This window comes from Streptacidiphilus melanogenes, from assembly GCF_000787835.1.
In the GTDB taxonomy this organism is placed as follows: Bacteria; Actinomycetota; Actinomycetes; order Streptomycetales; family Streptomycetaceae; genus Streptacidiphilus; species Streptacidiphilus melanogenes.
Window position 1 is genome coordinate 1 of the sequence record NZ_BBPP01000072.1, and the last position, 24,093, is coordinate 24,093.

The 24,093-nt window shown below is 72.7% G+C and carries 25 protein-coding genes and 2 pseudogenes; 14 read left to right on the forward strand and 13 right to left on the reverse strand.

The window, feature by feature from the left end:
- Positions 1-529 precede the first annotated feature (529 nt).
- On the reverse strand, positions 530-1,396 hold the full coding sequence (locus TR49_RS37460) for an HAD family hydrolase (RefSeq protein ID WP_042390463.1): 867 nt from the start codon (positions 1,394-1,396) through the stop codon (positions 530-532).
- 94 nt (positions 1,397-1,490) lie between these two features.
- Here TR49_RS37460 and TR49_RS37465 point away from each other — a divergent pair, with 94 nt between their 5' ends.
- The 7 genes from TR49_RS37465 to hemB all read left to right on the forward strand — a co-directional run bounded on the left by TR49_RS37465 (position 1,491) and on the right by hemB (position 8,712).
- A complete protein-coding gene (locus TR49_RS37465) occupies positions 1,491-1,769 on the forward strand; it encodes a glutaredoxin family protein (protein WP_042390465.1) in 279 nt (92 codons plus the stop codon).
- 138 nt (positions 1,770-1,907) lie between these two features.
- Positions 1,908-2,636 carry a 3'-5' exonuclease gene (locus TR49_RS37470; protein ID WP_236653712.1) on the forward strand — a complete coding sequence of 243 codons (729 nt, stop codon included), beginning with the start codon at positions 1,908-1,910 and terminating at the stop codon, positions 2,634-2,636.
- Between the two features lie 101 nt (positions 2,637-2,737).
- Positions 2,738-3,580 (forward strand): redox-sensing transcriptional repressor Rex, encoded by an 843-nt coding sequence (locus TR49_RS37475; protein ID WP_042390466.1) that lies wholly within the window; start codon positions 2,738-2,740, stop codon positions 3,578-3,580.
- On the forward strand, positions 3,577-4,884 hold the full coding sequence (locus TR49_RS37480; protein WP_042390469.1) for a glutamyl-tRNA reductase: 1,308 nt from the start codon (positions 3,577-3,579) through the stop codon (positions 4,882-4,884). The genes TR49_RS37475 and TR49_RS37480 overlap by 4 nt, the downstream gene beginning before the upstream one ends.
- A gap of 14 nt (positions 4,885-4,898) precedes the next feature.
- Complete coding sequence (gene hemC, locus TR49_RS37485; RefSeq protein WP_042390519.1) at positions 4,899-5,906, forward strand: hydroxymethylbilane synthase; 1,008 nt, start codon at positions 4,899-4,901, stop codon at positions 5,904-5,906.
- Complete coding sequence (locus tag TR49_RS37490) at positions 5,903-7,585, forward strand: bifunctional uroporphyrinogen-III C-methyltransferase/uroporphyrinogen-III synthase (protein ID WP_042390471.1); 1,683 nt, start codon at positions 5,903-5,905, stop codon at positions 7,583-7,585. Before hemC ends, TR49_RS37490 begins: the two co-directional genes overlap by 4 nt.
- Positions 7,586-7,725: 140 nt before the next feature.
- Complete coding sequence (gene hemB, locus TR49_RS37495; protein ID WP_042390473.1) at positions 7,726-8,712, forward strand: porphobilinogen synthase; 987 nt, start codon at positions 7,726-7,728, stop codon at positions 8,710-8,712.
- Positions 8,713-8,802: 90 nt separating this feature from the next.
- Here hemB and TR49_RS37500 read toward each other — a convergent pair whose 3' ends face one another.
- The 3 genes from TR49_RS37500 to TR49_RS37510 form a co-directional block, all read right to left on the reverse strand.
- Positions 8,803-9,144 carry a hypothetical protein gene (locus TR49_RS37500; RefSeq protein ID WP_042390475.1) on the reverse strand — a complete coding sequence of 114 codons (342 nt, stop codon included), beginning with the start codon at positions 9,142-9,144 and terminating at the stop codon, positions 8,803-8,805.
- 68 nt (positions 9,145-9,212) lie between these two features.
- Positions 9,213-9,551, reverse strand: a complete 339-nt coding sequence (locus tag TR49_RS37505; RefSeq protein ID WP_042390477.1) for a hypothetical protein — start codon at positions 9,549-9,551, stop codon at positions 9,213-9,215.
- Between the two features lie 92 nt (positions 9,552-9,643).
- Entirely contained in the window at positions 9,644-9,982 is a 339-nt protein-coding gene (locus TR49_RS37510; protein ID WP_042390479.1) for a hypothetical protein, read from the reverse strand.
- A 285-nt stretch (positions 9,983-10,267) separates the two neighbouring features.
- Between TR49_RS37510 and TR49_RS37515 the strand changes: the two genes are divergently transcribed.
- Positions 10,268-10,945, forward strand: coding sequence for a hypothetical protein (locus TR49_RS37515; RefSeq protein ID WP_042390481.1), 678 nt, complete (start codon positions 10,268-10,270; stop codon positions 10,943-10,945).
- A 121-nt stretch (positions 10,946-11,066) separates the two neighbouring features.
- Here the strand turns inward: TR49_RS37515 and TR49_RS37520 are convergent, their stop codons facing one another.
- From TR49_RS37520 to TR49_RS37535, 4 genes and pseudogenes are all read right to left on the reverse strand, one after another.
- Entirely contained in the window at positions 11,067-11,456 is a 390-nt protein-coding gene (locus tag TR49_RS37520) for a hypothetical protein (protein ID WP_052434957.1), read from the reverse strand.
- A gap of 127 nt (positions 11,457-11,583) precedes the next feature.
- Positions 11,584-11,829, reverse strand: a complete 246-nt coding sequence (locus tag TR49_RS37525; protein ID WP_042390483.1) for a chaplin — start codon at positions 11,827-11,829, stop codon at positions 11,584-11,586.
- A gap of 73 nt (positions 11,830-11,902) precedes the next feature.
- The gene (locus TR49_RS37530; RefSeq protein WP_042390485.1) at positions 11,903-12,142 is read right to left on the reverse strand and encodes a chaplin; all 240 of its coding nucleotides are present in this window, start codon (positions 12,140-12,142) and stop codon (positions 11,903-11,905) included.
- Between the two features lie 220 nt (positions 12,143-12,362).
- A pseudogene (locus TR49_RS37535) lies at positions 12,363-12,596 on the reverse strand (chaplin); the annotation flags it as partial.
- Between the two features lie 363 nt (positions 12,597-12,959).
- Between TR49_RS37535 and TR49_RS37540 the strand changes: the two are divergent.
- A complete protein-coding gene (locus TR49_RS37540; protein ID WP_042390490.1) occupies positions 12,960-13,202 on the forward strand; it encodes a chaplin in 243 nt (80 codons plus the stop codon).
- 133 nt (positions 13,203-13,335) lie between these two features.
- Here TR49_RS37540 and TR49_RS47105 read toward each other — a convergent pair whose 3' ends face one another.
- On the reverse strand, positions 13,336-13,710 hold the full coding sequence (locus TR49_RS47105) for a chaplin (protein ID WP_063770265.1): 375 nt from the start codon (positions 13,708-13,710) through the stop codon (positions 13,336-13,338).
- A gap of 213 nt (positions 13,711-13,923) precedes the next feature.
- Between TR49_RS47105 and TR49_RS37550 the strand changes: the two genes are divergently transcribed.
- Positions 13,924-14,433 carry a hypothetical protein gene (locus TR49_RS37550; RefSeq protein WP_042390498.1) on the forward strand — a complete coding sequence of 170 codons (510 nt, stop codon included), beginning with the start codon at positions 13,924-13,926 and terminating at the stop codon, positions 14,431-14,433.
- Between the two features lie 42 nt (positions 14,434-14,475).
- On the opposite strand, the gene TR49_RS37555 is transcribed toward TR49_RS37550, so the two are convergent.
- Positions 14,476-16,215 (reverse strand): carbohydrate binding domain-containing protein, encoded by a 1,740-nt coding sequence (locus tag TR49_RS37555; RefSeq protein ID WP_042390501.1) that lies wholly within the window; start codon positions 16,213-16,215, stop codon positions 14,476-14,478.
- Positions 16,216-16,386: 171 nt separating this feature from the next.
- On the opposite strand from TR49_RS37555, the gene TR49_RS37560 reads away from it, so the two are divergent.
- Positions 16,387-17,211: a MerR family transcriptional regulator gene (locus TR49_RS37560; protein WP_042390503.1), complete on the forward strand. Its 825-nt coding sequence runs from the start codon at positions 16,387-16,389 to the stop codon at positions 17,209-17,211.
- 25 nt (positions 17,212-17,236) lie between these two features.
- On the opposite strand, the gene TR49_RS37565 is transcribed toward TR49_RS37560, so the two are convergent.
- Together TR49_RS37565 and TR49_RS37570 are read right to left on the reverse strand one after the other, a co-directional pair.
- On the reverse strand, positions 17,237-18,625 hold the full coding sequence (locus TR49_RS37565; RefSeq protein ID WP_042390505.1) for a lipase maturation factor family protein: 1,389 nt from the start codon (positions 18,623-18,625) through the stop codon (positions 17,237-17,239).
- 69 nt (positions 18,626-18,694) lie between these two features.
- Positions 18,695-20,020 (reverse strand): MFS transporter, encoded by a 1,326-nt coding sequence (locus TR49_RS37570; protein WP_042390507.1) that lies wholly within the window; start codon positions 20,018-20,020, stop codon positions 18,695-18,697.
- Positions 20,021-20,253: 233 nt separating this feature from the next.
- Between TR49_RS37570 and TR49_RS37575 the strand changes: the two genes are divergently transcribed.
- Positions 20,254-21,498 carry an MFS transporter gene (locus tag TR49_RS37575; protein WP_042390509.1) on the forward strand — a complete coding sequence of 415 codons (1,245 nt, stop codon included), beginning with the start codon at positions 20,254-20,256 and terminating at the stop codon, positions 21,496-21,498.
- Here the strand turns inward: TR49_RS37575 and TR49_RS37580 are convergent.
- Positions 21,419-22,288, reverse strand: a complete 870-nt coding sequence (locus TR49_RS37580; protein WP_042390512.1) for an inositol monophosphatase family protein — start codon at positions 22,286-22,288, stop codon at positions 21,419-21,421. The two genes, TR49_RS37575 and TR49_RS37580, sit on opposite strands and share 80 nt — an antisense overlap.
- Positions 22,289-22,414: 126 nt before the next feature.
- Here TR49_RS37580 and TR49_RS37585 point away from each other — a divergent pair, with 126 nt between their 5' ends.
- Complete coding sequence (locus TR49_RS37585; RefSeq protein WP_042390514.1) at positions 22,415-23,419, forward strand: Lrp/AsnC family transcriptional regulator; 1,005 nt, start codon at positions 22,415-22,417, stop codon at positions 23,417-23,419.
- A 449-nt stretch (positions 23,420-23,868) separates the two neighbouring features.
- A pseudogene (locus tag TR49_RS37590) lies at positions 23,869-24,093 on the forward strand (hypothetical protein); the annotation flags it as partial.

Here is a 24,093-nt window from a genome sequence, read left to right on the forward strand (position 1 = left end):
CCGCGGTGCGGGTGCGCAGCACGACGGGCGTGGGCAGGGGCGCGAGCGGGGCGACCACCGGCCCGCCCGCGACCGCGAGGACAGGCGTCGGGAGCAACTGCTCCCGACGCACCAGGCTGCGCAGCAGGGTCAGGCCGGCGTCGTCACGGACGTGTGGGTACACGGGACTCCCAGAGGCAGGACTGTGGTGTGCAGGGTGGGGACCGCTGCACGAGGATAACGCTTCGTGCAACAACAGCTACACCCAGTTGCCAAATTCACCGCTTCAGTCACATCTGTTACCTCCCAGTGGCAGAATGTGACCATCTCTGTCGCGGCAGGTTGACGGAGCTCTGGTCGGAGTTGATCCGCGCCGGGCCGGGGCTGACCGGATTCCGGAGGCTTCCCGGGCGCGTCTCGGCAGAATCCCGCGCATACGCGCGAGCAAGGACCGGTCAGAACCGGTCAGTTGGCATGCAGGGCGCTCAGTGCGCCAAAAGCGCTTCCCCGCGGCCGGTCAGCGGTCCGTCGGGGGCGTTCGGCGGACCGCTCAGCGGCGCCGGTTGCGGTAGATGGCGACCGCCGCGGCGGTACCGCCGGCGGCCGCGCCGAGGCCCGCCGCGGCCGGGATGCCGACCTTGGCCGCCTTCCGGCCGGTGCGGAAGTCCCGGACCCGCCACCCGTTGCGCCGGGCGTGCCGTCGCAGTTCGGCGTCGGGGTTGATGACGTAGGGGTAGCCGACGAGGGAGAGCATCGGGATGTCGTTGGCGGAGTCGCTGTAGGCGGCGCAGCGGGCCAGGTCCAGCTCCTCGCGCGCGGCGAGCGCCTTGACCGCCTCGGCCTTGGCGGGGCCGTGCAGCGGCTCGCCGACCAGTCGGCCGGTGTAGACGCCGTCCACGGTCTCGGCGACGGTGCCGAGCGCACCGGTCATGCCCAGGCGCGCGGCGATGACGCGGGCCGCCTCCTGCGGGGCTGCGGTGACCAGCCAGACGCGCTGGCCGGCCTCCAGGTGCATCTGCACCAGGGCGCGGGTGCCGGGCCAGATCTTCTCGGCCATGAACTCGTCGAAGACGTCCTCGCAGATCGCCTCGAGGTCCGCCGCGCGGTGGCCCTGCACGATGGAGAGGGCGCTCTCCTTGGCGTCGGCCATGTGACCGGCGTTCTCCGCGCCGTGCAGTCGGAAGTACGCCTGCTGCCAGGCGAAGCGGGCCAGTTCGCGACTGGAGAAGAACTTGCGCTTGTAGAGGCCCCGGCCCAGGTAGAAGATCGCCGCGCCCTGCATGATCGTGTTGTCGCAGTCGAAGAACGCGCCCGCCGCGGGGTCGACCGCGAGGTCCCCCGTCGGTCGCTCCTGCTCCGCGGCTGCCTCCGCGGAGGCTTCGCCCGCGAGCCGCGTGGTGTTCCGCTGCCTGGCCATGCCGCGAGCATAGCCAGATACCGGCCGGAAACTCGTATCCGCAGCGTGGAGGGGGAGTTAACTCATGGTTGCTCGGGCGGTCCACAATGTGGCCATGGCTCCACTTCTTCCGCGCCGTAGCGCCAAGCAGCCCGCCGACCACGTGGTGACGCTGATCGGCAAGCCCGACTGCCATCTGTGCGACGACGCCCGCGCGGTCGTCCTCGGGCTCGCGGACGAGCTCGGCTTCTCGGTCGAGGAGCTGAACATCAACGAGGACAAGGAGCTGTTCCGCCGTTACTGGGAGCAGATCCCGGTCACGCTGATCGACGGCAAGCAGCACGACTTCTGGCGGGTCGACCCGGTGCGCCTGCGCAAGGCGCTGGGCGCATAACGATTGCGCCTCCAGTCGGGCGGGCGCAGGGAAGATATGTCCGGTTCACCCCGTTGTAACGGGTTGGGCGCCTGACATTGGTGCGCTTACCATCGAGGGGTTTTGTGCCGCGGGGGGACGACCGACAAGGAGCCCCCCGTGCAGCCCCCGCCCACACCGCCACCCGCTCGCGGGTTCGCCGTGGTGGACGTGGAGGCGAGTGGACGCAGTCCCTGGCGGCACCGCGTGGTCGAGGTGGGCGTCGTGCTGCTCGACTATCCGCTGCTGCGCGTCGAGGCCGAGTTCACCACACTGGTCGATCCCGTAGGCCCGGTCGGGCCGACGGCCGTGCACCGCATCGCCCAGGAGCACGTCGTGGGCGCGCCGGTGTTCCGCGAGATCGCCCCGCACCTGGCGGAGCTGCTGTGCGGCCGGGTGCTGGTCGGCCACCACGTCGCATGCGACCTGGGCTTCCTGGCCCGCGAGTTCGCGCGGATCGGGGTGGCGGTTCCGGACGTGCCGACGCTGTGCACCATGGCGCTCGCCGAGCGCGTCCTCGGCGCGCAGCTGGCCGGTCGCTCGCTGCTCGCCTGCACCGCGGCGTTCGGACTGCCCGACTTCGACGCGCACACCGCCCTCGGCGACGCCCGCGCGACCGCGCGGCTGCTGCGACGCGCGCTGTCCACGCCGACCGGCGGCGTGGAGCCGGTGCGCGCGGCCGTCGACCGGGCCCAGTGCGCCCTGTGGCCGAAGCTGCGCCGCCGGTCGGCGGTTCTGCACACGCAGAATCGTTCCGCTGTCCAGGAGCTCGAGGCGTACGGCGTACCGTGCGCCGTACCGTACAGCGTTTCCACAGCGTGCCCAGCGGTTCCACGGGAGTGGGCGTGATGCGCATCACTCCGGGTGGACAAAACGGACACCATCTTTGTGCACGCGTTCACAAAGACATAGCCTGGCGTTCGCAGCCCAGCTTCACCCTCAGGAGCACCGTGGCAACTGGCCGATCCACTCAGCACAACCCCAACCCCGCCGCGGGCACTCGCCGCAGTCGGGGCCGGGGTATTCCCGATGCGACGGTCGCCCGGCTGCCGCTGTACCTCCGCGCGCTCACCGCCCTGTCCGAGCGTTCCGTGCCGACCGTCTCCTCCGAGGAGCTGGCCGCCGCGGCCGGGGTCAACTCCGCCAAGCTGCGCAAGGACTTCTCCTACCTCGGCTCCTACGGGACCCGCGGCGTCGGCTACGACGTCGAGTACCTCGTCTACCAGATCTCCCGCGAGCTGGGCCTCACCCAGGACTGGCCCGTGGTCATCGTCGGCATCGGAAACCTCGGCCACGCCCTCGCCAACTACGGCGGGTTCGCCTCCCGCGGCTTCCGCGTCGCCGCGCTGCTCGACGCCGACCCGGCGACCACCGGCAACGTGGTGGCGGGCCTCCCGGTGCGCCACACCGACGAGATGGAGGAGATCATCCGCTCCGAGCGGGTCTCCATCGGCGTCATCACCACCCCGCCCGGCGCGGCCCAGCAGGTCTGCGACCGCCTCGTCGCCGCCGGCGTCACCAGCATCCTCAACTTCGCGCCCACCGTCCTGAACGTGCCGGACGGCGTCGACGTGCGCAAGGTCGACCTCTCCATCGAGCTGCAGATCCTCGCCTTCCACGAGCAGCGCAAGGCCGGCGACGAGTACCGCGACGAGGACGAGGCCGCCGACGCCGACGCGGAGGTCCCTTCCGCCCCCGCCGCCGCAGTAGTCTCCACTGCGGGACGCGCCGTGGAACCGGGGCGCGGCCACGGGAACGAGCGGGGCCAGGAGTACGAGGAGGCGGCGGGATGAGCCTGCTGGTCGTGGGACTGAGCCACCGCAGCGCGCCGGTCGGCCTGCTGGAGCGCGCCGCGCTGACCGGACATCAGCCGTCCCGGCTGCTGCACGCCGCCGCGGCGGCGACGCCGGTGGCCGAGACCGCCCTGCTGAACACCTGCAACCGCATCGAGCTCTACGCCGACGTGGACAAGTTCCACGCCGGTGTCGCCGAGCTGTCCACGCTCCTCGCCGAGCACTCCGGCGTCGCCCTGGACGAGCTCACCGCGCACCTCTACGTGCACTACGAGGACCGCGCCGTGCACCACCTCTTCTCGGTGGCCTGCGGCCTGGACTCCATGGTCGTCGGCGAGGGCCAGATCCTCGGCCAGCTGCGTGACGCGCTGCACCTCGCGCAGGACCAGCACACCGCGGCCCGTGGCCTCAACGAGCTCTTCCAGCAGGCCCTGCGGGTCGGCAAGCGCGCCCACAGCGAGACCGCGATCGACAAGGCCGGCCAGACCCTGGTCACCTTCGGCCTGGAGCAGATCGCCGCCGTGGCCGGGCCCGTCGCCGAGCGCCGCGCGCTCGTCGTCGGCGCCGGATCCATGAGCTCGCTCGCCGCCGCCACTCTCGCCCGCGAGGGCGTCGCCGAGCTGGTCATCGCCAACCGCACGCAGAAGAAGGCGGAACGCCTCGCCGAACAGCTCGGCGGCCGGGCCGTCCCCTTCGACGAGGTCGGCGCCGCCCTGGCCGAGGCCGATGTGGTCATCTCCTGTACCGGGGCGGCCGGGATCGTGCTGACCGCCGAGGACCTCGCCCTGGCCGCCGAGAAGCGCAGCGCCTTCGCGGGCCCGCTCTCCGTGCTCGACCTGGCGATGCCCCGCGACGTCGACCCGGCCGCGCACGCACTGCCCGGCGTCCACCTGGTCGACCTGGAGACCCTCGCCACCGCCGCCCAGCACGCCGACTCCGGCGCCCTCGACGTGGACGCGGTGCGCCGCATCGTCGGCGAGGAGGTCGACGCCTTCGGCGCCGCCCAGCGCGCGGCCGCGATCACCCCGACCGTGGTGGCCCTGCGCGCCATGGCCACCGAGCTGGTCAACGCCGAGCTGGAGCGGCTTGACGGCCGCCTTCCCGGTCTGGACGCGCGCACCCGCGCGGAGATCCAGCAGACCGTCCGCCGCGTCGTGGACAAGCTGCTCCACCAGCCCACCGTCCGCGTGAAGCAACTGGCGGGGGAGCCCGGCGGGGCCTCCTACGCCGAGGCGCTGCGCGAACTGTTCGACCTCGATCCCATGGCCGTTGAGGCCGTCAGCACCACCAGGATGATCTCATGACGGGTCAGACGAGCATGACTGCGCCCCCTTCCTCCGGAAGTCCTTCCTCCCCAGAAGCCCCACCGTTGCGCCTGGGCACCCGGCGCAGCGCGCTGGCCATGGCCCAGTCCGGCATGGTCGCCGAGGCCGTGGCCGCCGCCACCGGCCGCCGCGTCGAGCTGGTCGAGATCACCACCTACGGCGACACCTCCCGGGAGGCGCTCGCGCAGATCGGCGGCACCGGCGTCTTCGTCTCCGCGCTGCGCGACGCGCTCCTCGCCGGGACGATCGACTTCGCCGTCCACTCGCTCAAGGACCTGCCCACCGCCGCGCCGGAGGGGCTCGCCCTCGCCGCCGTCCCGAGGCGCGAGGACCCGCGCGACGCGATCGTCGCCCGCGACGGGCTGACCCTGTCCGAGCTGCTGGAGAAGGCCGACCTGGCCCACCCGGCCCGCATAGGCACCGGCTCCCCGCGTCGCATGGCGCAGCTCCACGCCTGGGCCCGGGCCGAGGGCCTGGCGATCGAGACCGTCCCGATCCGCGGCAACGTCGACACCCGCATCGGCTACGTGCGCGACGGCCGCCTCGACGGCGTGATCCTCGCAGCCGCCGGTCTGAGCCGCCTCGGACGCCTCGCCGAGGCCACTGAGATCATCGACACCGACGTGATGCTCCCGGCCCCCGGCCAGGGCGCCCTCGCCATCGAGTGCGCCGCGGGCGACCCGGACCTGGTCGCCGCACTGGCCGCCCTCGATGACGCGCCCACCCGCGCCGCCGTCACCGCCGAGCGCGCCCTGCTGGCCGCCCTCGAGGCCGGCTGCTCGGCGCCGGTCGGAGCCCTGGCCGGCCCGAATCCCGCAAACGTTCCTGGGAACGCCGAAGACGCGCTCGAACTGAGAGCCGTCGTCGGCACCGTCGACGGAGAAACCGTCGTGCAGTTGTCCGCCACCGGCCACGGCGCCCCCGACGAGCTGGGACGCGGCCTCGCCGCCCGCCTGCTCGCCGCCGGCGCGGCCGGTCTCATGGGGGAGCGAGCCAAGTGAGCCCCACCGCCAGTCCCGACAACCCGCGTCGCGCCGTCGGCCGGATCACCTTCCTCGGTGCCGGCCCCGGTGACCCCGGCCTGTTGACGCTGCGCGCGGTGGAGGTGCTCGCCTCGGCCGACGTGCTGGTGGCCGACCCGCTCACCGCGGCGGCCGTGCGCGCCCACTGCCCCGAGCAGGTGGAGATGCACCAGGCCGCCGACGCCTCCGACGCCTTCGTCCTCGACGAGGGCGGCGTGCTGGGCGGCGACGGCGGCGCCGCGGTCTCCCGCTTCTTCGGCGCGGTCCGCAGCGGCAAGCACGTCGTGCGCACCGTCGACGGCGACCCCGGCCTCGACGGCCGCGCCGCCGAGGAGATGCTGGCCTGCGCCCAGGCGCACGTCCCCTTCCAGGTCGTCCCCGGCATCGCCCAGTCCGTCGGCGTCCCCGCCTACGCCGGAGTCCCGCTGCGCGCGGGCGCCCGCGGCGCGGACGTCCGCTTCGTCGACGGCGGCGGCCTGCTCCCGGAGTCGGTCTGGTCCGACCTCGGGGCCTGCGAGTCGACGCTCGTCGTGCGCACCGTCCTGGGCTCGATCCCGTCCACGGCCTCGTCGCTGATCACCTGTGGCCGCAAGCCGGAGACGCCGGTCTCGGTGACCCTCGAGGGCACTACGACGCGCCAGCGCACCTGGTGCGGCACGCTCGGCACGATCGCGGCCGAGCTGAAGACCGCCAAGGTCCTCCCCTCGCCGGTCTCGGCGCCGGTGGACCCGACGAGCAACGTGATAGTGGTCGTCGGCGAGCAGGTCGAGCACCGGGCGGAGCTGTCCTGGTTCGAGACCAAGCCGCTCTTCGGCTGGAACGTCCTGGTCCCGCGCACCAAGGACCAGGCCGGCGCGCTCAGCGACCAGCTGCGCGGCTACGGCGCGGTGCCGAGCGAGGTGCCGACCATCGCGGTCGAGCCGCCGCGCACCCCGCAGCAGATGGAACGCGCCATCAAGGGCCTGGTCACCGGCCGCTACGAGTGGATCGCCTTCACCTCGGTCAACGCGGTCAAGGCCGTGCGCGAGAAATTCGAGGAGTACGGGCTCGACGCCCGTGCCTTCGCGGGCATCAAGGTCGCCGCGGTCGGCGAGACCACGGCCAAGGCGCTGGTCGACTTCGGCGTGAAGCCGGATCTGGTGCCGAGCGGCGAGCAGAGCGCGGCCGGGCTGCTGGAGGACTGGCCGCCCTACGACCCGGTCTTCGACCCGATCGACCGGGTGCTGCTGCCGCGCGCCGACATCGCCACCGAGACCCTGATCGCCGGCCTGGTCGAGCTGGGCTGGGAGGTCGACGACGTCACCGCCTACCGCACCGTCCGAGCGGCGCCGCCGCCGGCGGAGACGCGCGAGGCGATCAAGGGCGGCGGCTTCGACGCGGTGATCTTCACGTCGTCGTCGACGGTGCGGAACCTGGTCGGCATCGCGGGCAAGCCGCACAACGTGACCGTGATCGCCTGCATCGGCCCCGCGACGGCCAAGACGGCCGAGGAGCACGGCCTGCGGGTCGACGTCCTCGCCCCTGCGCCGTCCGTCCACGCCCTCGCCGAGGCCCTCGCCGAGTTCGGCGCGGCGCGGCGCGACGCGGCGCTCACGGCGGGCGAGCCGGTGTACCGACCGAGTGAGCGGCGACCGGGTTCGCGTCGCAAGGCGCGTTAGCCTTTGGACTGAGGGAAGTTGCACTGTCCAGGGGCGCGGGGAACTGCGTGAGCGACCCCCTACGTACGTAGAGGGCTGAGCGCACAGTTCCCCGCGCCCCTGGGTGGTTGCACGGCTGAACACACAGAGAAGGTGCAGCAATGGGCATCGAGAGTCCGTACATCCGCCCCCGACGGCTGCGGGTCACCCCCGCCGTCCGGCGGCTCGTCGCGGAGACCCGGCTCCACCCCGCCGAGCTGATCATGCCGATGTTCGTGCGGGAGGGGATCGACGCCCCGAAGCCCATCGCGTCCATGCCCGGCGTGGTCCAGCACACCCGGGACACCCTGAAGAAGGCCGCCCACGAGGCGGTCGCCGCAGGCGTGGGCGGGATCATGCTGTTCGGCGTCCCCGCTGTGCAGGACGCCGTCGGGTCCGAGGGGACCAACCCGGACGGGATCCTGCAGCAGGCCATCCGCGACGTCGTCGCTGAGGTCGGGGACGAGCTCGTGGTGATGTCCGACCTCTGCCTGGACGAGTACACCGACCACGGTCACTGCGGCGTCCTCGCCGCGGACGGCAGCGTGGACAACGACGCGACCCTGCTGCGCTACGCCGAGATGGCCCGGGTCCAGGCCGACGCCGGCGTCCACATGGTCGGCCCGTCCGGGATGATGGACGGTCAGGTCGCGGTCGTCCGGCAGGCGCTGGACGCGGCGGGGCACCAGGACGTGTCCATCCTCGCCTACACCGCGAAGTACGCCTCCGCCTTCTTCGGGCCTTTCCGCGAGGCCGTCGGCTCCTCCCTCAAGGGCGACCGCAAGGCGTACCAGCAGGACCCGGCCAACGCCCGCGAGTCGCTGCGCGAACTGGAGCTGGACGTCGCCGAGGGTGCGGACCTGGTGATGGTCAAGCCTGCGATGGCCTACCTGGACGTGCTGCGCGAGATCGCCGACCACAGCCCGGTGCCGGTCGCCGCCTACCAGGTGTCGGGCGAGTACGCGATGGTGGAGGCCGCCGCGGCCAACGGCTGGATCGACCGGGACCGAATGATCATGGAGACCCTCACCTCGATCCGCCGCGCGGGCGCCGAGCAGATCCTCACCTACTGGGCCGTCGAGGCCGCCCAGTGGCTGCGGAACGGCTGAACCTCCGAACAGGCAAGCAAACAGGGCCCGGGAGTCGAACTCCCGGGCCCTGCTCGTCGAACTCCGGAGGGTCTTTGGGTGGTGCGGGTGTCAGCCGATCAGGTGCGAGGCCGCGCCGTCGCCCGTGGACTGGGTCGCCTGGCCGACGTTGCAGACCTGGTGCAGCTGCTGGTTGCCGACCGGGACGTCGACCTGGACCGGGACCAGCAGACCGACCTGCACGTGGTGGATCTCGGGCAGGCAGATGTTCGGGTTGTCCAGGAAGTGGAAGTTGGGGCTGTCGTTGCCCCACGTCCCGGTGACGTTGGTGCCGCCGGCGCCCTGCGTGGAGACGGCGGAGCCGTCCGTGTCGCCGATGGCCGAGGCGGGCGTCGCGGTGGCGGCGATCGCGGCAGCCGCGACGCCGGCGTAGGCGAGTGCCTTCTTCAGCATGGGGTGGTTCTCTTTTCTGTCCGACTGGGGTGGGCGGGACCCGCCGATCGCTGACCGATCGGGGAAGGTCAGCCGATCAGGTGGCTCAGCGGGGCGTCGCCGAAGGTCTGCGTGGTCTGGCCGACGTTGCAGATCTGGTGGCCCTGCTGGTTGAGGACCGGGACGTCGGCCTGGATCGGGATGAGGCCGACCTGGACGTGGTGGATCTCGGGCAGGCAGACGTTCGGGTTGTCCGCGGTGTGGAAGTTCGGGCTGCCGTTGCCCCAGGTGCCGGTGACGTCGGTGCCGCCGGCGCCCTGGGTCGAGTACGCGGCGCCGTCGCTGTCGCCGATGGCGAAGGAGGGGGCGGCGGTCACGGCGAGGGCGGTGACGGCGAGGCCGGCGGCGGCCAGGGACTTCTTGATCACGGGATTTCTCCTGGTGAGTTGCTTCAGGTCAGTCAGGTCGGTACTGCGGGTGCTGCGGACTGCGGTGGTGCGGTACTGCGGGTGGAGCCCGATCAGCCGATCAGGTGCGAGGCCGCGCCGTCGCCCGTGGACTGGGTGGCCTGGCCGACGTTGCAGGTCTGGTGCAGCTGCTGGTTGCCGATCGGCACGTCCGCCTGGATCGGCACGAGGCCGACCTGGACGTGGTGGATCTCGGGCAGGCAGATGTTCGGGTTGTCCAGGAAGTGGAAGTTGGGGCTGTCGTTGCCCCACGTCCCGGTGACGTTGGTGCCGCCCGGGCCCTCCACAGAGCTGGCCATGCCGTCCGCGTTGCCGATGGCCATCGCGGGGGTGACCGTCGCCGCGAACGCGGCCACGGCCACACCGACACCGGCAAAGGACTTCTTGAGCATTGCTGCGCGCCTTTCTGAACACCTAATCAATCTGTCGAGCTGGCACACAAACCAACGAGGCCGATAGCGACTTGGTTGCGACTCCGATCGAGGGAATCCATTGGCGTCCCCGCCCGGCCCGCCCTCACTCACAAGAGGGAAATTCGTGGGCGGTGGAGGGAATTTCCGCACCGGTGCTGGGCCGTACGGGTGGATTTCCGAAATCTCCACCCCTTCGGCGTTGTTGAATCGCCCTCAACCCTTGCCCCCAACCACGTCTCTGCCAGGAGCGTCAGGAGCTTCACGATGAAAAAGTCCCTCCGCGGAACGGCCGTCGCCCTCGCGGCGTGCGCGGCGCCGGTCCTGGCCGCGGTGAGCGCGGCCAGCGCCCAGGCGGCGCCGTTGTCGCCGCAGCAGCAGGAGGCGCTGGAGCAGAGCGTCGGCCGGATGGAGGTGCCCTTCGCCGTACCGATGGGCACGCTGGTGCAGCACGTGACCGGGCAGCACTCCGACAGCGGCCTGCAGGGCAGCATGCCGGCCATGCCGCTGCAGCCGCCGGTGCAGGGCCGGGACCAGCACGCGCTGATCCCCGACCCGCTGCTGCCCGCCCTCGACTCCGCCGACCGCACGCCGGAGCTGGGCCTGACCGCCCCGATGCCGGCTGCCGACGGCGCGGTCCACGACGGCGGCGCGCGGCTGGCCGTCCCGGCCGCGCCGCTCAAGGCCGTCAGCGCTGCCCTCGGCGTCGGCCACCCGGTCACCTACCAGGGCCGTTCGCTGCCCTACGAGGCGCCGACGACCGATGCGCAGTTGCCGCAGCTCGACCTGACCCGGCTGCAGCCGGAGGTCACCCCGCCGCGCGTGCAGAGCGCGCCCGGCGGCCAGCTCTCGCTGGACCAGCGCACGCCGGACGCCAACCTGATCAAGCCGGTCCAGGACGTCGTGGCCGGCGCCAAGGGCGCGCTCGACGCCGCCCACGGCTGACCGGGGCGCCCGCAGCAAGAACCGCAGCAAGAATCCGCCGGTCCTGCCGAAGGAGGAATGAGGCAGGACCGGCGGATGTCTGTGTGGCGACGACGCCGAGGGTGGTGCGGGCTGGGCGGTCTCAGCCCGGCAGCAGGCCGGCGGCGCCGCCGACCAGGGGCAGGCTGGTCAGCCCGCCGCCGTTGCTCAAGCCGGAGGTGACCGGCTGCGTCGAGACGGGCCCGCCCTGGTCGGGCTTGACGGCGACGCCGTTGTTGAGCGGGTCGGCGGCCGAGTTGGCCAGCGGGTCGAGCCGGAAGTCCTTCGCGGGGCGGACCACGTTCGGGACCGCGGCGGTCAGCCCGGCGACGGCGGGGCTGACCGCCAGCGGCTGCAGCGCTGCCTTGGGCTGGGCGCCGGAGGCGGCTCCGGCCGCCGAGGACGAGTCGGCCGCCTGGGCAGGGGAGGCGGCGACGAGGCCGGCCACGGAGAGAAGGAGGGTGCCGAACGCCGCTGCGCGGGCCGTTTTCATGGAGGTCTCCCGATCCGGTGATCGATCCGGTGGTGCGATCCGGTGACGCGCGCGCCGCGGCCCCCCGCACAGACGAGGTGCGGGGGACACGACGGACCCGCCTTGCCGGGTGAGGGTCAGCAGGGCGTCAGCAGGGTGCGTTCTCGCAGCCGTTGCCGAACGCCGGGTTCAGAGCGCCGATCACGTCGACGGAGTTGCCGCACAGGTTGACCGGGATGTGGATCGGGACCTGGACCGCGTTGCCCGACACGGCGCCGGGGGAGTTGGTCGCGGCACCGGTCGCGCCGGCGTCGGCCGAGGCGGCCCCTGCGGCGCCCGTCAGCAGGCCGACGGAGGCGAGGGAGACGGCGCCCACGGTCTTGAGCGTACGCACGGTGGTTCTCCTATCTGGAACGCATGGAACGGGAACGCCGGAGACGCCCAGCGTGCTGGGCGAGCGGCGTGCCTTACTTGTTGACGCAGGTGTTGCCGAACGCCGGGTTCAGCAGGCCGATCACGTTGACCGTGTTGCCGCAGACGTTGACGGGGATGTGCACCGGAACCTGGACCAGGTTGCCGGACAGGAAGCCCGGGGAGTTGCTGGCGATGCCGTTCGCGGTGGAGTCGGCGGAGGCGATGCCCGCGCCGACGAGGGTGACGGCAGCGGCGGCGGCGCCGAGCGCGGCGGCCTTGATGACCTTGCTCATGATGTCAATCCTTCGATCATTGGATGGTCTGGTTGGCGTTTCATACGTGCACGTCCGAAAAAGGAGGGCACGCAAGACGAAACGAGCGCCGGGTCGCCCGGTCACGAGCCGACTCGAACGACCACTCGGACAGCCGATCGCACATCGCTTCGATGGAGGAAGGGCCCGGCCGCTGCTCGCGGCCGGGCCCCACGCTTCCAAGGGCGGAGGATCAGCCCTCGTTGGCGCAGTGGTTGCCGAACGCCGGGTTCAGCAGGGCGATCACGTTGACCGTGTTGCCGCACAGGTTGACCGGGACGTGGACCGGGACCTGCACGAGGTTGCCGGACAGGAAGCCGGGCGAGTTGTTCGCGGCGCCCTGGGCGGTGCTGCTGGCGGCGGCGACGCCACCACCAGCGGCGAGCAGGCCGGCCGCGGCGACGGTGACCAGAAGGCCGCGCTTGGTGTTGAGCATGGGACTGTCCCCTCTCGTGAATCTCTTGGTACGAAGATCTCGGGATCGGCGGTCAGGCCTCGCTGCTCCGGTGCGCATCGGGTTTCGATCCGAACCGGGGGCGTTCGCCGTGTTCCGCTCTTGTTCATCCGGACTCTCCAACGACCTTTCGTTCACGAGGACATGGGTCAACTCGAGCTCCACCCGATTGGGCGCATTTTCGGCGGATTCCGTCGTCCGGGTGAATGTCGCAAGTGGTCGGTGACGGCCGTGAACCGGCCTCGTTGGGCCCGATGCCTGCGGTTCGGTGACCGCGGGCCCCGTCTCCGGTCGGACCGGTGGCGCGGTCCACATGTGCGAGGAATGTGCGAGGGATCGAGAGTCATGTCGAACGTTCTGAAGGGTGCCCTGGTCGCCTCCGCCGCCGGTGCGGTTGTCGCGGCCGGTGCCGGCGCCGCCTTCGCCAGCTCCCACGCCTGCGGCGACGCCTCGAACTCCCCGGGTGCGGTCAGCGGCAACGAGCTGCAGCTGCCGGTCCACATCCCGGTCAACGTGGTCGGCAACTCCGCCAACGTGGTCGGCCTGCTGAACCCGGCCTTCGGCAACCACGCCGCCAACGTCGGCTGACTCGAGAGCCTGCGCCGCGCCCGCCGCGGCACCCGGATCGGCCCTGCTCCAAGCTCGGGAGCAGGGCCGATTCGTATTATCGGGGGTGACGGCGCGTCAGCGCGCGCGGCGTCGGCCGGGGGCAGGATCGATATCAATCGCAGTCCCGGTTTCCGTCGGTCGCACTCTGGTCGGCCGCACTCTGGTCGGTCGCGGTCTGGTCGGTCCCGGCGTCGTGGTGCTGCATCCACCAGTGGTGCTGCCAGGTCGCCTGGGGCCCGTTGACCTCGCGGCCGTTGACGCAGGTGTTGCCGATCGCCGGGTTGCCGGCGCCGACGACGTTGACGCTGTTGCCGCAGACGTTGATCGGGATGTGGATCGGAATCTGCACGAGGTTGCCGGACAGGAAGCCCGGCGAGTTGGTCGCGACCCCGTTCGCGGTGGCGTCGGCGCTCGCCACCCCGCAGGCGCCGAGGACCAGACCCGCTGCGAGTACCCCGGCGGCTGCCAGCCGTGAGGGCTTGCGCATGCTTGCTCCTTGCTGTGGTCGGGGAGCGGCCGGGCCGATGACGCTCGCGCCGCGGTCGCCCTTCGTGTTCACAGCTTCACTCTGCGCTCGCCCCGGTGGTCCCTCCCGGTCGGCGCGACGCCAAGTCGCCCGTCCGGACGTGTGCGCCCGGCGTCGCCCCGTACCGGTACCCCGGGCGCAGGGGGGCCGTGGGCGGGTGGCGATAATGCTGCTATGCGTCACCGTTCCCGCGCCGCGATCGCGCTTCCCGTCCTGGCCCTGTCCGCCGCGCTCGCCCTGTCCGGCTGCGCCAGCGGCGGGGTGCAGCGGGAGCTCCCCGGCACGGCGCACTCCTCGGTCTCGGTCGGCGCGGACGGCACCGACTACGCGGTGCAGGGCCGCAACGTCGACCTGAAGATCACCAAGGCCGCGGTGCACCTCGGCGCGGCGGGCGGCGCGCAGCTGCAGATGGGCGTGACCAACTCCGGTCCGGTGACCGAGCACCTCGCGCTGGTGGCGGTCCAGGGCCAGGTGGCCACGCTGGACGGGACCGCGAACAACGCGAAGTCGGTCGCCGGCGTGTTGATCGCCTCCGGTTCGACCGCCTCCTTCGGCGCGGCGAACGGCCCGAAGGTCGTGCTGACGAACGGTGCCGCCCTGAAGCCGGGCGGCACCGTCGCGGTGATGCTGCAGTTCGGCATCGCGGGAATGGTCAGGATCGACGTTCCTGTCCTGTCGAGCTGAACAGTCCGTCGAGCTGAGCAGTCCCTGCGGCCGGCCCGGCCGTTACGCCAGGTTGAAGTCGTCCGCGTAGACGTTCCCCTGCGCGTACCAGCCGTGCACGTACACGGTGACCGTGCCGCTGCTGCCGGTGGTGAAGTGCACCGTCAGCTGGTTCCAGCTGCTGCCGGAGGACCAGGTGCTGGCGCTCGCTCCGCCGCTCACGCCGATGTACGCGTAGGAGCCCTGGACCCAGCCGGTGAGCGTGTAACTGTGGTTCGGCTGGAGGGTGACCGTCTGGTCGCACTCGCCGGTCGTGGACGAGGTCGGCGCCACGGCCAGCGCGTGGCTGCCGCCGTGGACGGGGGTGGACACGACGCCGCTGCCGCTCTGGCAGGTCCACGGGCTCAGGCTGCCGGTCTCGAATCCGCCGTTGACCAGGCTGCCGCTGCCGCCCCCGCCGCCGGTGCCGGTGACGGTCAGCGAGTAGGTGGCGCTGTGACTGCCGGAGGCGGCGGTGCCGGTCACCGTGATCGGGTACGTTCCGGCGGCCACCGAGGAGCCGACGGTCGCGGTGAGCGTGCTGGAGCCGCCCGCGGTGACCGAGGCCGGGCTGAAGGAGACGCTGACGCCGGAGGGTGCACCGCTCGCGCTCAGGCTGACGCTCTGCGCGCTGCCGGAGGTGACGGCCGTGGAGACGGTGGCCGTCGCCGAGCCGCCCTGGGCGACCGAGGCGGAGGAGGGGCTGAGGCCCAGCGAGAAGTCGTTCTGGGTCTGCCCGCCGCCGCTGGTGAACGGCTCCATGGCGTGGCTGAAGTCCCAGGTGTTCTGGCTGATGCCGGAGCAGCTGTCGGAGCCGCCCGTGCCGGGGCAGCCGCCGTTGTCACGCTCGAGCGCCCAGAACGACAGCTCGGCCAGGCCCTTGCCGGCGGCCCAGCTCTCGACGTTCTTCGCGTCGGCCACGGTGGTGGTCTCGGCGGCGCCGTAGTCGTCGATGCCCGGCATCATCGTGATGCCGACCATGTTCCACAGCTGCGCGGCGCTCTTGGACGGGTACAGCTGGGCGAGCTGGCCCTCCAGTCCGGTGGCCGCGTTCTCGGCGTCGGTGCCCATCTCGTGGGAGGCGCCGTCGTAGTAGTCGAAGGTCATGATGTTGACCACGTCGACCCGCGCGTTGTTCTGGACCGCGTTCTGCAGCACGGCGAGGCCGCTCGCGGCCAGGCCGCTGGTGGTGGTCGGCAGGGTGTAGGAGAACTGGACGGTGCGTCCGGTGCTCGCCGCCCAGGACTCCACCTGCGCGATCGCCTTGTTGCGGCGGTCGATGCCGGCGCTGTTGGTCAGCGAGTTGTCCTCGGTGTCGAGGTCGATTCTGGTGACGCCGTAGGTGGTGATGACGCTCTCGTACACCTGGGCGATGGAGTTGACGTTGGTGCAGCTGTCGGCGATCTCGGTGCCGGTGTCGTCGGCGGTGTAGCCGCCGAAGGAGGGGACGACGTCCCCGCCGTTCGCCTGGATGGTGGAGATCTGGCTGCCGAAGGTCGAGGAGCTGATCGGCTGGCTGGTGTCCCCGTCCCAGTAGGCGGTGCACGAGCCCTTGGTCGCGGCCTGGATGAAGGCCATGCTCAGGTACTTGGCACCGGACTGGGACGAGAGTGTCGCCGGGTTGTCGCCGCTGTAGGCCTCGAAGTAGGGGGAGAAGACGTGCGCGGGGACGGGCGTGTTGGCCGCGTGCGCCGTGGGGGCGGCGACGGCGGCCAGGCCGGCGCCCAGCAGCGCGGCTGTGAGCAGGGCACGGACTGATCTCATGCAGGACTCCCGTGGGGTGGAGTGGTGCAGTGACGTGTCTGACGGTGCTGTGTCCGACTGTGCTGTGTTCGGGCCCTGCCAATGATTGGTCTGGACCATATAACTGTCAAGAGTCCTAACAATTAACGGGCTTGACCCTGACACAGTGGGAGGCCCGTCACTGGAGAGGTCATGTTCACCATCGGAGACTTCGCCCGCCTGGGACAGGTGTCGATCCGCATGCTGCGGCACTACGACGCCCTCGGCCTGCTGCGGCCCGCCCACGTCGACCCGTTCACCGGCTACCGGTACTACGAGGCGGCCCAGCTGTCGCGCCTCAACCGTGTCATCGCGCTCAAGGACCTCGGCTTCAGCCTGCAGCAGGTCGGCGAGGTCCTGGACGCGAAGGTCGGCCCGGAGGAGCTGCGCGGCATGCTGCGGCTGCGCCGGGCCGAGCTGGCCGAGACCGTCGCGGCCGCGACCGCGCGGCTCGCCCAGGTCGAGACGAGACTCCGCACCATCGAAAGCGAGGGGCTCATGCCCGCCTCCGAAGTCGTCCTCAAGTCACTCCCCGCCGCGCGGGTGGCCGTCGCCACCGGCCGCGCCGAGAGCTTCGACCCCCGCCACATCGGCCCCGTCATCGGCCCGCTCTACCGCGCCCTGCGCGAACGGCTGGGCGCGGCGGGGGTGCAGCCCGCCGGTCCGGACATCGCCTGGTACGAGCCGGAGGGCGAGGGCGCGCTCGGCGAGGGGATCGTCGTCCACGCGGGCGTGTCCGTGTCGGTCGACCCGGGCGCCGTCCCGGGCGTCGAGGTGGTCGACCTCCCCGCCGTCGACCGCGCAGCCACGATCGTCCACCACGGCTCCATGGACGGCGTGCTCACGACGATCCAGACCCTGGCCCGCTGGATCGAGTCCTCCGGGCACGAGGCGGACCGCCTCGGCCGCGAGTTCTACCTGAACTCCTGCGGCCCGCAGGAGGAGTGGGTGACCGAGATCCAGTGGCCGCTGAAGTAGGCAGCCGCTGAAGCAGGCCGCCCGGCTAAGGCCGCGACAGCGTGCGGTGGTACGTCCCGACGAACTCCCGGTGCCACCACGCGCCGGTGCTCCGCCGCTCCGCCAGGGTCGTGAAGCGGTAGCGGTAGAGGTTCGCCCGGACGAAGGCGGGAGGCGCGTCGGGGAACGGATTGCCGTCGCGCCTCAGCAGCCGCAGCGTCACGGGATCGCCGGCCAGCAGCTTGCGCAGCAGCGGCGTCAGCCACCCGCGCGCGTAACCGGGGTTGAGCGCGGCGAACCACATCAGCCAGTCCAGGCGCAGGTGGTACGGCGCGAACTGGCGCGGGCGGCGCCGCACAGGGCCTGGCTTGCCCCGGAAGCCGTAGGTCAGCCAGGTGTGCCCGTCGGCGCTCCCCTCCAGCTCCACCTCGTGCCGCAGCCGCGTCACGCTGCCGAACGCGCCGTAGGTGTTGACCAGGTGCAGGCTGTCGAAGGAGGCGTTCATCATCTGACGCGAGGAGAGCAGGTTACGGGCCGGGCGGTAGCTGAGCGCCAGCACCAGCGCCCCGTAGGCGAGCACCATCACCTGGAACCAGAGCGGCGTCGCGGGGTAGGCGTGGCCGGTGCCGCTGCTGACGGCGCTCAGCGCCAGGGTGATGGTCAGCCAGTTCAGCCAGGCGAAGTTGCCGGACAGGACCAGCCACAACTGGGTCACCACGACCAGCCCCGCCGCCACCGTCGCGACCGGCTGCGGCAGGAACAACGCAACGGGCGCACCGAGCTGCACGACGTGGTTGGCGCCCGCCTCGACCCGGTGCAGCGGACGCGGCAGCCGGTGGAACCACCAGCTGAACGGGCCCGGCATCGGCTGGGTCTCGTGGTGGTAGTACAGGCAGGTCAGCTCGCGCCAGCAGCGATCGCCGCGCAGCTTGATCAGCCCCGCGCCGACCTCGACGCGGAACAGGATCCAGCGGACCAGCAGCAGCGTCGTGATCGGCGGGGCGACCCGGTCGTTGCCCAGGAACACCGCCAGCGCGCCCGTCTCCAGCAGCAGCGACTCCCAGCCGAAGGAGTACCAGGTCTGTCCGACGTTGACGATCGACAGGTACAGCGCCCACAGCAGGGCCCACATCGCCATCGCCGCCCCGAGCGGCACCGCGTCCGCCGCGCCCCCGGCCACCCCCGCCGCCAGCGCGCAGCCCGTCCAGGCGACGGCGGCGAAGAGCCGGTCGGAGTAGCGCCAGTGGAACAGCGACGGCGACTCCCGGAACGTCCGGTAGGAGAGGAACCGGGGGATCGGCGTCAGGCCGTGCGCGCCCAGCAGCGCCCGGCCCTGCCGGGCGGCGGCGAGGAAGGCCACCAGGTAGACGCCCGCCAGGGCCCGCTGGAACAGCAGCCGGCCCAGCCAGTAACCTCCCGCGTCCAACCAGCGCATGGCTTCACCATGCACCAGATCCGCGCCGTCCTCACCCGGCGTCCCTCATCCGGCGGCCGTTCGCGGCCGTCATCCGGCAGAGCCCGCCTCGGCCGGGTCCGTCGCGTAGGCGGCGGCCACGGACTCGCGGTCGAAGACGTGCCAGGTCGCCGCGATGACGCCGACGGCCACCACGAAGCCCACCCAGTACGGCGCGGCCACGCCGAACCGCGACGCCAGTCCGCCGCCGAGCAGCGCGCCGACGCAGTTGCCGCCCGCCGCGACGAACAGGTTGGAGCTGCTGACCCGCCCCATCAGCTCCGGCGGCGTCATCCGCTGCCGCAGCGAGTTGGCGACGATGCCCCACAGCACGCCGTGCACGCCGAACGCGAAGAGCATGAAGCCGAGGAGCCAGGCGCTGCGGGAGGTGGCCAGCGCCAGGTGCATCCCGGCCTCGATCAGCAGGCCGATCCGGATCGTCCAGGTGGCGGTGCACCAGGCGACCAGCCGGTCGCCGATCGCGGAGCCGACGATGCCGCCGACAGCCATGCAGGAGAACAGCACGCCGTAGCCGACCGAGCCCAGGTGCAGCCGCTCCTTGGCCAGCAGCACCAGCACCGCGACGGCGGCGGTCAGGGTCACGTTGAGCAGACCGATCAGCACCGCCATGGTGCGCAGCAGGCGCTGGCGCATCAGCCAGCGGAAGCCCTCGACCATGTCCGTCCACACCGAGCGCCGGGGCTCGCCTCCCGCGACGCCCTCTCCGCTCTCAGGGCCGAGAGCGCCGGCGTCCGGCCGGAAGGAGCCGGCGACCATCGCGATCAGCAGCGCGCTCGCCGCGTAGGTGCCGGTGTCGACCAGGAACGGCAGCCCCGCCGTGATCGCGAAGAGCAGCCCGGCCAGCGGTCCGGACAGGACGCCCTGCATCAGGGTGGCGCCGCCCGTCAGCCAGCCGTTGGCCCGTTCCAGCAGCGGGCGCGGCACGACGGTCTGCACCAGGGACTGCGCCGCCGAACGGAACACCACCTCACCGGTGTTGACCAGGAACAGCACCGCGTAGAGCACGGCGATGCTGGGGTGTCCGGTGAGCAGGGTCAGCGACAGCACGCCCATCGCGGCGAAGCGGCCCCAGTCCAGTGCGACCATCAGCCGCCGCCGGTCCACCCGGTCGACCAGCACCCCGCCCGGCAGCGCGAACAGCAGCCACGGCAGCCAGGCGACGGCCGACGCGGAGGCCACGATCAGCGGATCGCTGGTCCGCGAGGCGACCAGCAGGGGTGTGGCGATCGTCGTCAGGCCGCTCCCCAGGGCGGACGCCGTGCTCGAACCCCACAGCTTCGCGAAGGCCGACCCGAGCCGGCCGCCCGCCTCGCCCGTCTCCCCGTCGCGTACGCCTTCGTCCACCCCGCTCGTCATGGGGTCCGAACCTAGCAACCGGACCCTGTCGTGCCTACGGGCTCTTCCGCAGGCGAACCACCGTCCGCGCCCGACTGCAAACCTGATGCACCGTCGCGGACGGATCGCTACCATCCCTTCCATGCATCTCTCCGGGCAGCACTAGACCGAACGCCGACGCCGCGTCCTCCCGCGACGCGCCGCGTGCCTCGTCGTCGTTCCGTCGTGCGCCATTCCACGCCTGGAGAGCTCCCATGTCCCGCCCTGCCCAGGGCGGCGCCTCGTTGCGCGCCGTCCTCGCCCTGCCGCGTGCCCGCGGCCTGTTCGCCGCCGGTGCACTCGCCCGGCTTCCCTACGGTCTTCACCCGCTGCCGCTGCTGCTCGCCCTGCGCGAGGCGGGCGGCTCCTATGCCGTGGCCGGTGCCGCCGTCGGCGCGTACTCGCTGGTCGGCGCGGTGCTCGGGCCTGCCCGTGCACGGCTGGCGGAGCGCCGGCCCGCCGCCCTGCCCTGGCTCGCCACCGGATTCGCCGCGCTGCTCGGAACGCTCGCCCTGCTCGCGGGCCTGCGCGTCGGCTGGGGTGCGGCCCTGCTCGCCCCGGTGGCGGCTCTGCTCTCGCCGCCGGTCGGACCGCTGGTGCGGGTCCGCCTCGGTGTGCTCGCCCGCACCGACGCGGAGCGCCAGGCGGCGCTCAGCCTGGACGCGGTGGCGGAGTCCACCGTCTTCGCGCTCGGTCCGGCCGTCGCGGGTGCCGCGCTGACGGTGTTTTCCGCGCCGGTCGTGCTCGGGCTGTGCGCGGCCTGTTTCGCCCTCGGCTTTCTCGCCCTGGCCGCCGTGTTCCGCGGCTTTCCGGCCCCGCACGCCGAGGGCGCCGAGGCGTCCGCCGCCGCCCCGCGGGTACCGCTGCGCTCGGCGGCGTTCGCGTCCGTGCTGCTCGCGGTCCTCGCCGTCGGCGCGGTCGGCGGGCAGGCGGAGCTGGCCGCGGTCGCCGCCTGGGGCGCGGGGACGGCCGGGCCGCTGCTGGTGCTCCTGTCCGTCGGCGGCGCCCTGGGCGGGCTCGGCTACGGGCGTCGCGCCTGGCGGCGTCCGCCGCACCGCCGACTGGCCTGGCTCGTCCTCACCGGCGCGGGCAGCCAGGCGCTCACGGCGCTCTGCTTCGCCCCCGCCGGAGCGGCGGTCGGGTTCCTTCTCCTCGGCGCGGCGGGGGACTGCGTGCTGATCACCGCGTATCTGCTGGTCGAGGAGCTGGTTCCCGAGGGCGCCCGGACGGAGGGCGGGGCGTGGGTGAGCACCGCCTTCAATCTCGGCGTCGCGGGCGGGTCCGCTCTCGGCGGGCTGCTGCTCGCGGCTCCGACCGGTGCGCGCGGGGTCTTCGCCTCCGGCAGCGTGCTGCTGTTCGTCGCGCTGGTCCCGCTCGCGCTCACCCCGGCTGTGCGGTCCGTGCGGTCTGTTCGCAGGCGCCGCCGGCGGTCGGCGGAACCGCTGCGCGCAGAGGTGTGAGCAGCCGCCGGTGCAGGCCGGGGCCCGCGACGAGGACGCTGCGCGCCCCGGCCCGCCACGGCTGACCGTGCCAGTCGGTGGCGAGCGCGCCGGCCTCCCGGGCGATGAGCACGCCGCCCAGCAGGTTGCCGTCGTCCTGACCGAGCTGCCAGAAGGCGTCCAGGCGGCCCGTGGCCACGTCCGCGAGCTGCCAGGACGTCGGGCCGAGATTGCGCACCGCCCCGACGAGCGGCAGGACGGCGGCCAGCGCCCGTCCCGTCGGCTCGGCGAGCTCCGGCTCCCGCGCGCCGAGGAACGGCGGATGGCTGGTCGCGACCAACGCCGCGGCCGGATCGGTCTTCGCCCCGGGGCCGATCGGCACGCCGTCGCGGAGTGCGCCCGCCCCCGCGGCGGCGGTACAGGTCTCGCCCGCGCCGCCCGTGCCCAGCAGCGGCGCGTGCAGGGCGGTCGCGACCGCCTCCCCGTCGCGCACCAGGGTCGCGCTCACGCAGAACTGCGGCAGCCCCTGGAGGTACTGCACCGCGCCGTCGATCGCGTCCACGACCCACAGCTCGCCGCGGTCCGGGACCCGCTGGTCGAGCTCCTCCGCCCAGGGGACCCCCGGTCGCAGCGCTCCCAGCCGCTCCCGCAGCAGCGCCAGCAGCGGCGCCTCGGCCGCGTCGAAGGCGCGGCGGAAGCCCTCGACGTCGGTGGCCGGGCCGGGGGGCGGAGTCCGCAGCAGCAGGGCGCCCGCCTCGCGGGCGGCGTCGGCGAGCGGGGGAAGCAGCGCGGCGGGGTCGGTGACGGTCATCTGCGGGCCTGCCTTCCGTGGCGGGGTCGGGAGTTGGGGTCCTGCTCATCGGGACGGCCACCATCCTCAGGCGGGCCGCGCCGCTGCCGTCGCCGTGTGGTCCCCGGGTGGGCGAAACTGGCTGCTGTGACCTTTGCAACGGCTGATTCCGACGGCCAGGTGCTCGATGCGCGCGATCAGCGACTGCTCGCCGCGCTCCAGTGCGACGGCCGGCTCGGGGCCGAGCGGGCCGCCGAGGTGCTCGGCGTCGGGGCGCGGACGGTGCAGCGGCGCTGGCGTGCGCTGCTGGACGGCGGCGCCGCACGGGTCCTCGCGTTGCCGCCGCGCCCCGCCGGGCTCGGCGCGACGATGCTGCGGGTCCGGGTGCTGCGCGGCCGTCTCGACGTCATCGCGGCCGCCCTCGCGGCGCGCGAGGACATCCCCTTCGTCGATCTCTCGGCCACCGGGGACGAGATCCTCGCCGTCCAGCTCACCCACACCGCGAACGGGCGTCCGGCGGCCGGACAGCGCGACCGGCTGCTCTTCCGCCAGCTGCCCGGCACCCAGGCCGTGACCGACGTGACGGCCGCCACGGTGCTGCACGTCTTCGCGGAGGCCGCCGACTGGCGCCTGGACGTGCTCACCCCGGCCGAGCGTGCGGCCCTCACTCCCGCGCCCGTGACGGAGCCCACGCCTGTGACGGACCCCACCGACCGGGCCCTCCTCGCCGAACTCGCCGCCGACGCCCGGCTTCCGGCGGTGACCCTCGCCACCACGGTCGGTCTGCCTGAATCCACCGTCCGCCGCCGCCTGGCCGCCCTGGTCCGCAGCGGCGGGCTGCGTACCCACGTCGCCGTGGACGCCCGGCGGCTCGGCCTGGCCGTCGACGCCAACGTGCTGCTGCGGGTCGCGCCCGGCCGCCTCGACGCGGTCGGCCGCGCGCTCGCCGCCCACCCCGCTGTCCACGGCGCCCTCGCCACCACCGGCGAGGCCAACCTCAACGTCGCCGTCTGGTTCCGCGACCTCGCCGGGCTCTACGCCTTCATCACCCGCGACCTCGGCGCGCTCGGCGTCGACGCGGCCGAGACGGTCATCGTCGGCGAGGCCCTGAAGCGCCCCGGAGTGACCCGCGTCACCGCTCCGCGCCGCTGAGGTCGGCCCGCCGGGCGCGTGACGGGGCTCACCGCGCCCGGGCCCCGTACGAGGGTCAGGGCGGAGCCGAGCGGGGTCCGTCCGCGGCTCAATAGAGCCGATTTGCGCATATTCCTTGGAATCAAATGGCTTTGGGGCGATTAGTGAGGCTTCTTGTGGCTTGGACCACTTGAGCCCGAAGTTTCTTGCCCCTGCCGCGACGGTCGTGTGAACGTGGAGACCGTTCAGCGGAACGCGGCAGCATCCAGCGCCGCGAGAGGGCCCGGTGCAGCAACCCGGAGCCCGGCGGATACAGCCCCGCGAACACGCTCGACCGAAGAGCCTGCAGCGCGTGTGTGCGTTCGGCCGTGTCGAGAACAGCCAGCCAGTTCCCCGAGCGGCGCGCCCTGCTGCCCGCCCGCCCTGTTCACGGGCGGGGGCAGCGCGCCGCACACGACCTCTGGAGTGACATGCGTCTCGGCCTCCCCCGTACCCGTGCCCGCCTGACCGCCAACGTCCTCATGGCGTCCTGCGTCGCCGCCGCCGCCTTCGTCGGCCAGCACGCCATCCCCGCCCATGCGGCCCCCAACGACAAGGCAGCGGCCTCGGCCCAGCACGCAGCGGTGAAGACCGACGCCAAGCCCGCCCCCGCGAAGCCCGCCCCGGCCAAGCCCGCCCCCGCCAAGCCTGCGCCC

Coding starts and splice junctions, on each gene's coding strand:
- TR49_RS37460 (WP_042390463.1), bottom strand. CDS start 1,396: ATGGCCAGGCAGCGGAACACCACGCGGCTCGCGGGCGAAGCCTCCGCG.
- TR49_RS37465 (WP_042390465.1), top strand. CDS start 1,491: ATGGCTCCACTTCTTCCGCGCCGTAGCGCCAAGCAGCCCGCCGACCAC.
- TR49_RS37480 (WP_042390469.1), top strand. CDS start 3,577: ATGAGCCTGCTGGTCGTGGGACTGAGCCACCGCAGCGCGCCGGTCGGC.
- hemC (WP_042390519.1), top strand. CDS start 4,899: ATGACTGCGCCCCCTTCCTCCGGAAGTCCTTCCTCCCCAGAAGCCCCA.
- hemB (WP_042390473.1), top strand. CDS start 7,726: ATGGGCATCGAGAGTCCGTACATCCGCCCCCGACGGCTGCGGGTCACC.
- TR49_RS37500 (WP_042390475.1), bottom strand. CDS start 9,144: ATGCTGAAGAAGGCACTCGCCTACGCCGGCGTCGCGGCTGCCGCGATC.
- TR49_RS37510 (WP_042390479.1), bottom strand. CDS start 9,982: ATGCTCAAGAAGTCCTTTGCCGGTGTCGGTGTGGCCGTGGCCGCGTTC.
- TR49_RS37515 (WP_042390481.1), top strand. CDS start 10,268: ATGAAAAAGTCCCTCCGCGGAACGGCCGTCGCCCTCGCGGCGTGCGCG.
- TR49_RS37520 (WP_052434957.1), bottom strand. CDS start 11,456: ATGAAAACGGCCCGCGCAGCGGCGTTCGGCACCCTCCTTCTCTCCGTG.
- TR49_RS37530 (WP_042390485.1), bottom strand. CDS start 12,142: ATGAGCAAGGTCATCAAGGCCGCCGCGCTCGGCGCCGCCGCCGCTGCC.
- TR49_RS37540 (WP_042390490.1), top strand. CDS start 12,960: ATGTCGAACGTTCTGAAGGGTGCCCTGGTCGCCTCCGCCGCCGGTGCG.
- TR49_RS47105 (WP_063770265.1), bottom strand. CDS start 13,710: ATGCGCAAGCCCTCACGGCTGGCAGCCGCCGGGGTACTCGCAGCGGGT.
- TR49_RS37550 (WP_042390498.1), top strand. CDS start 13,924: ATGCGTCACCGTTCCCGCGCCGCGATCGCGCTTCCCGTCCTGGCCCTG.
- TR49_RS37555 (WP_042390501.1), bottom strand. CDS start 16,215: ATGAGATCAGTCCGTGCCCTGCTCACAGCCGCGCTGCTGGGCGCCGGC.
- TR49_RS37560 (WP_042390503.1), top strand. CDS start 16,387: ATGTTCACCATCGGAGACTTCGCCCGCCTGGGACAGGTGTCGATCCGC.
- TR49_RS37565 (WP_042390505.1), bottom strand. CDS start 18,625: ATGCGCTGGTTGGACGCGGGAGGTTACTGGCTGGGCCGGCTGCTGTTC.
- TR49_RS37570 (WP_042390507.1), bottom strand. CDS start 20,020: ATGACGAGCGGGGTGGACGAAGGCGTACGCGACGGGGAGACGGGCGAG.
- TR49_RS37575 (WP_042390509.1), top strand. CDS start 20,254: ATGTCCCGCCCTGCCCAGGGCGGCGCCTCGTTGCGCGCCGTCCTCGCC.
- TR49_RS37580 (WP_042390512.1), bottom strand. CDS start 22,288: ATGACCGTCACCGACCCCGCCGCGCTGCTTCCCCCGCTCGCCGACGCC.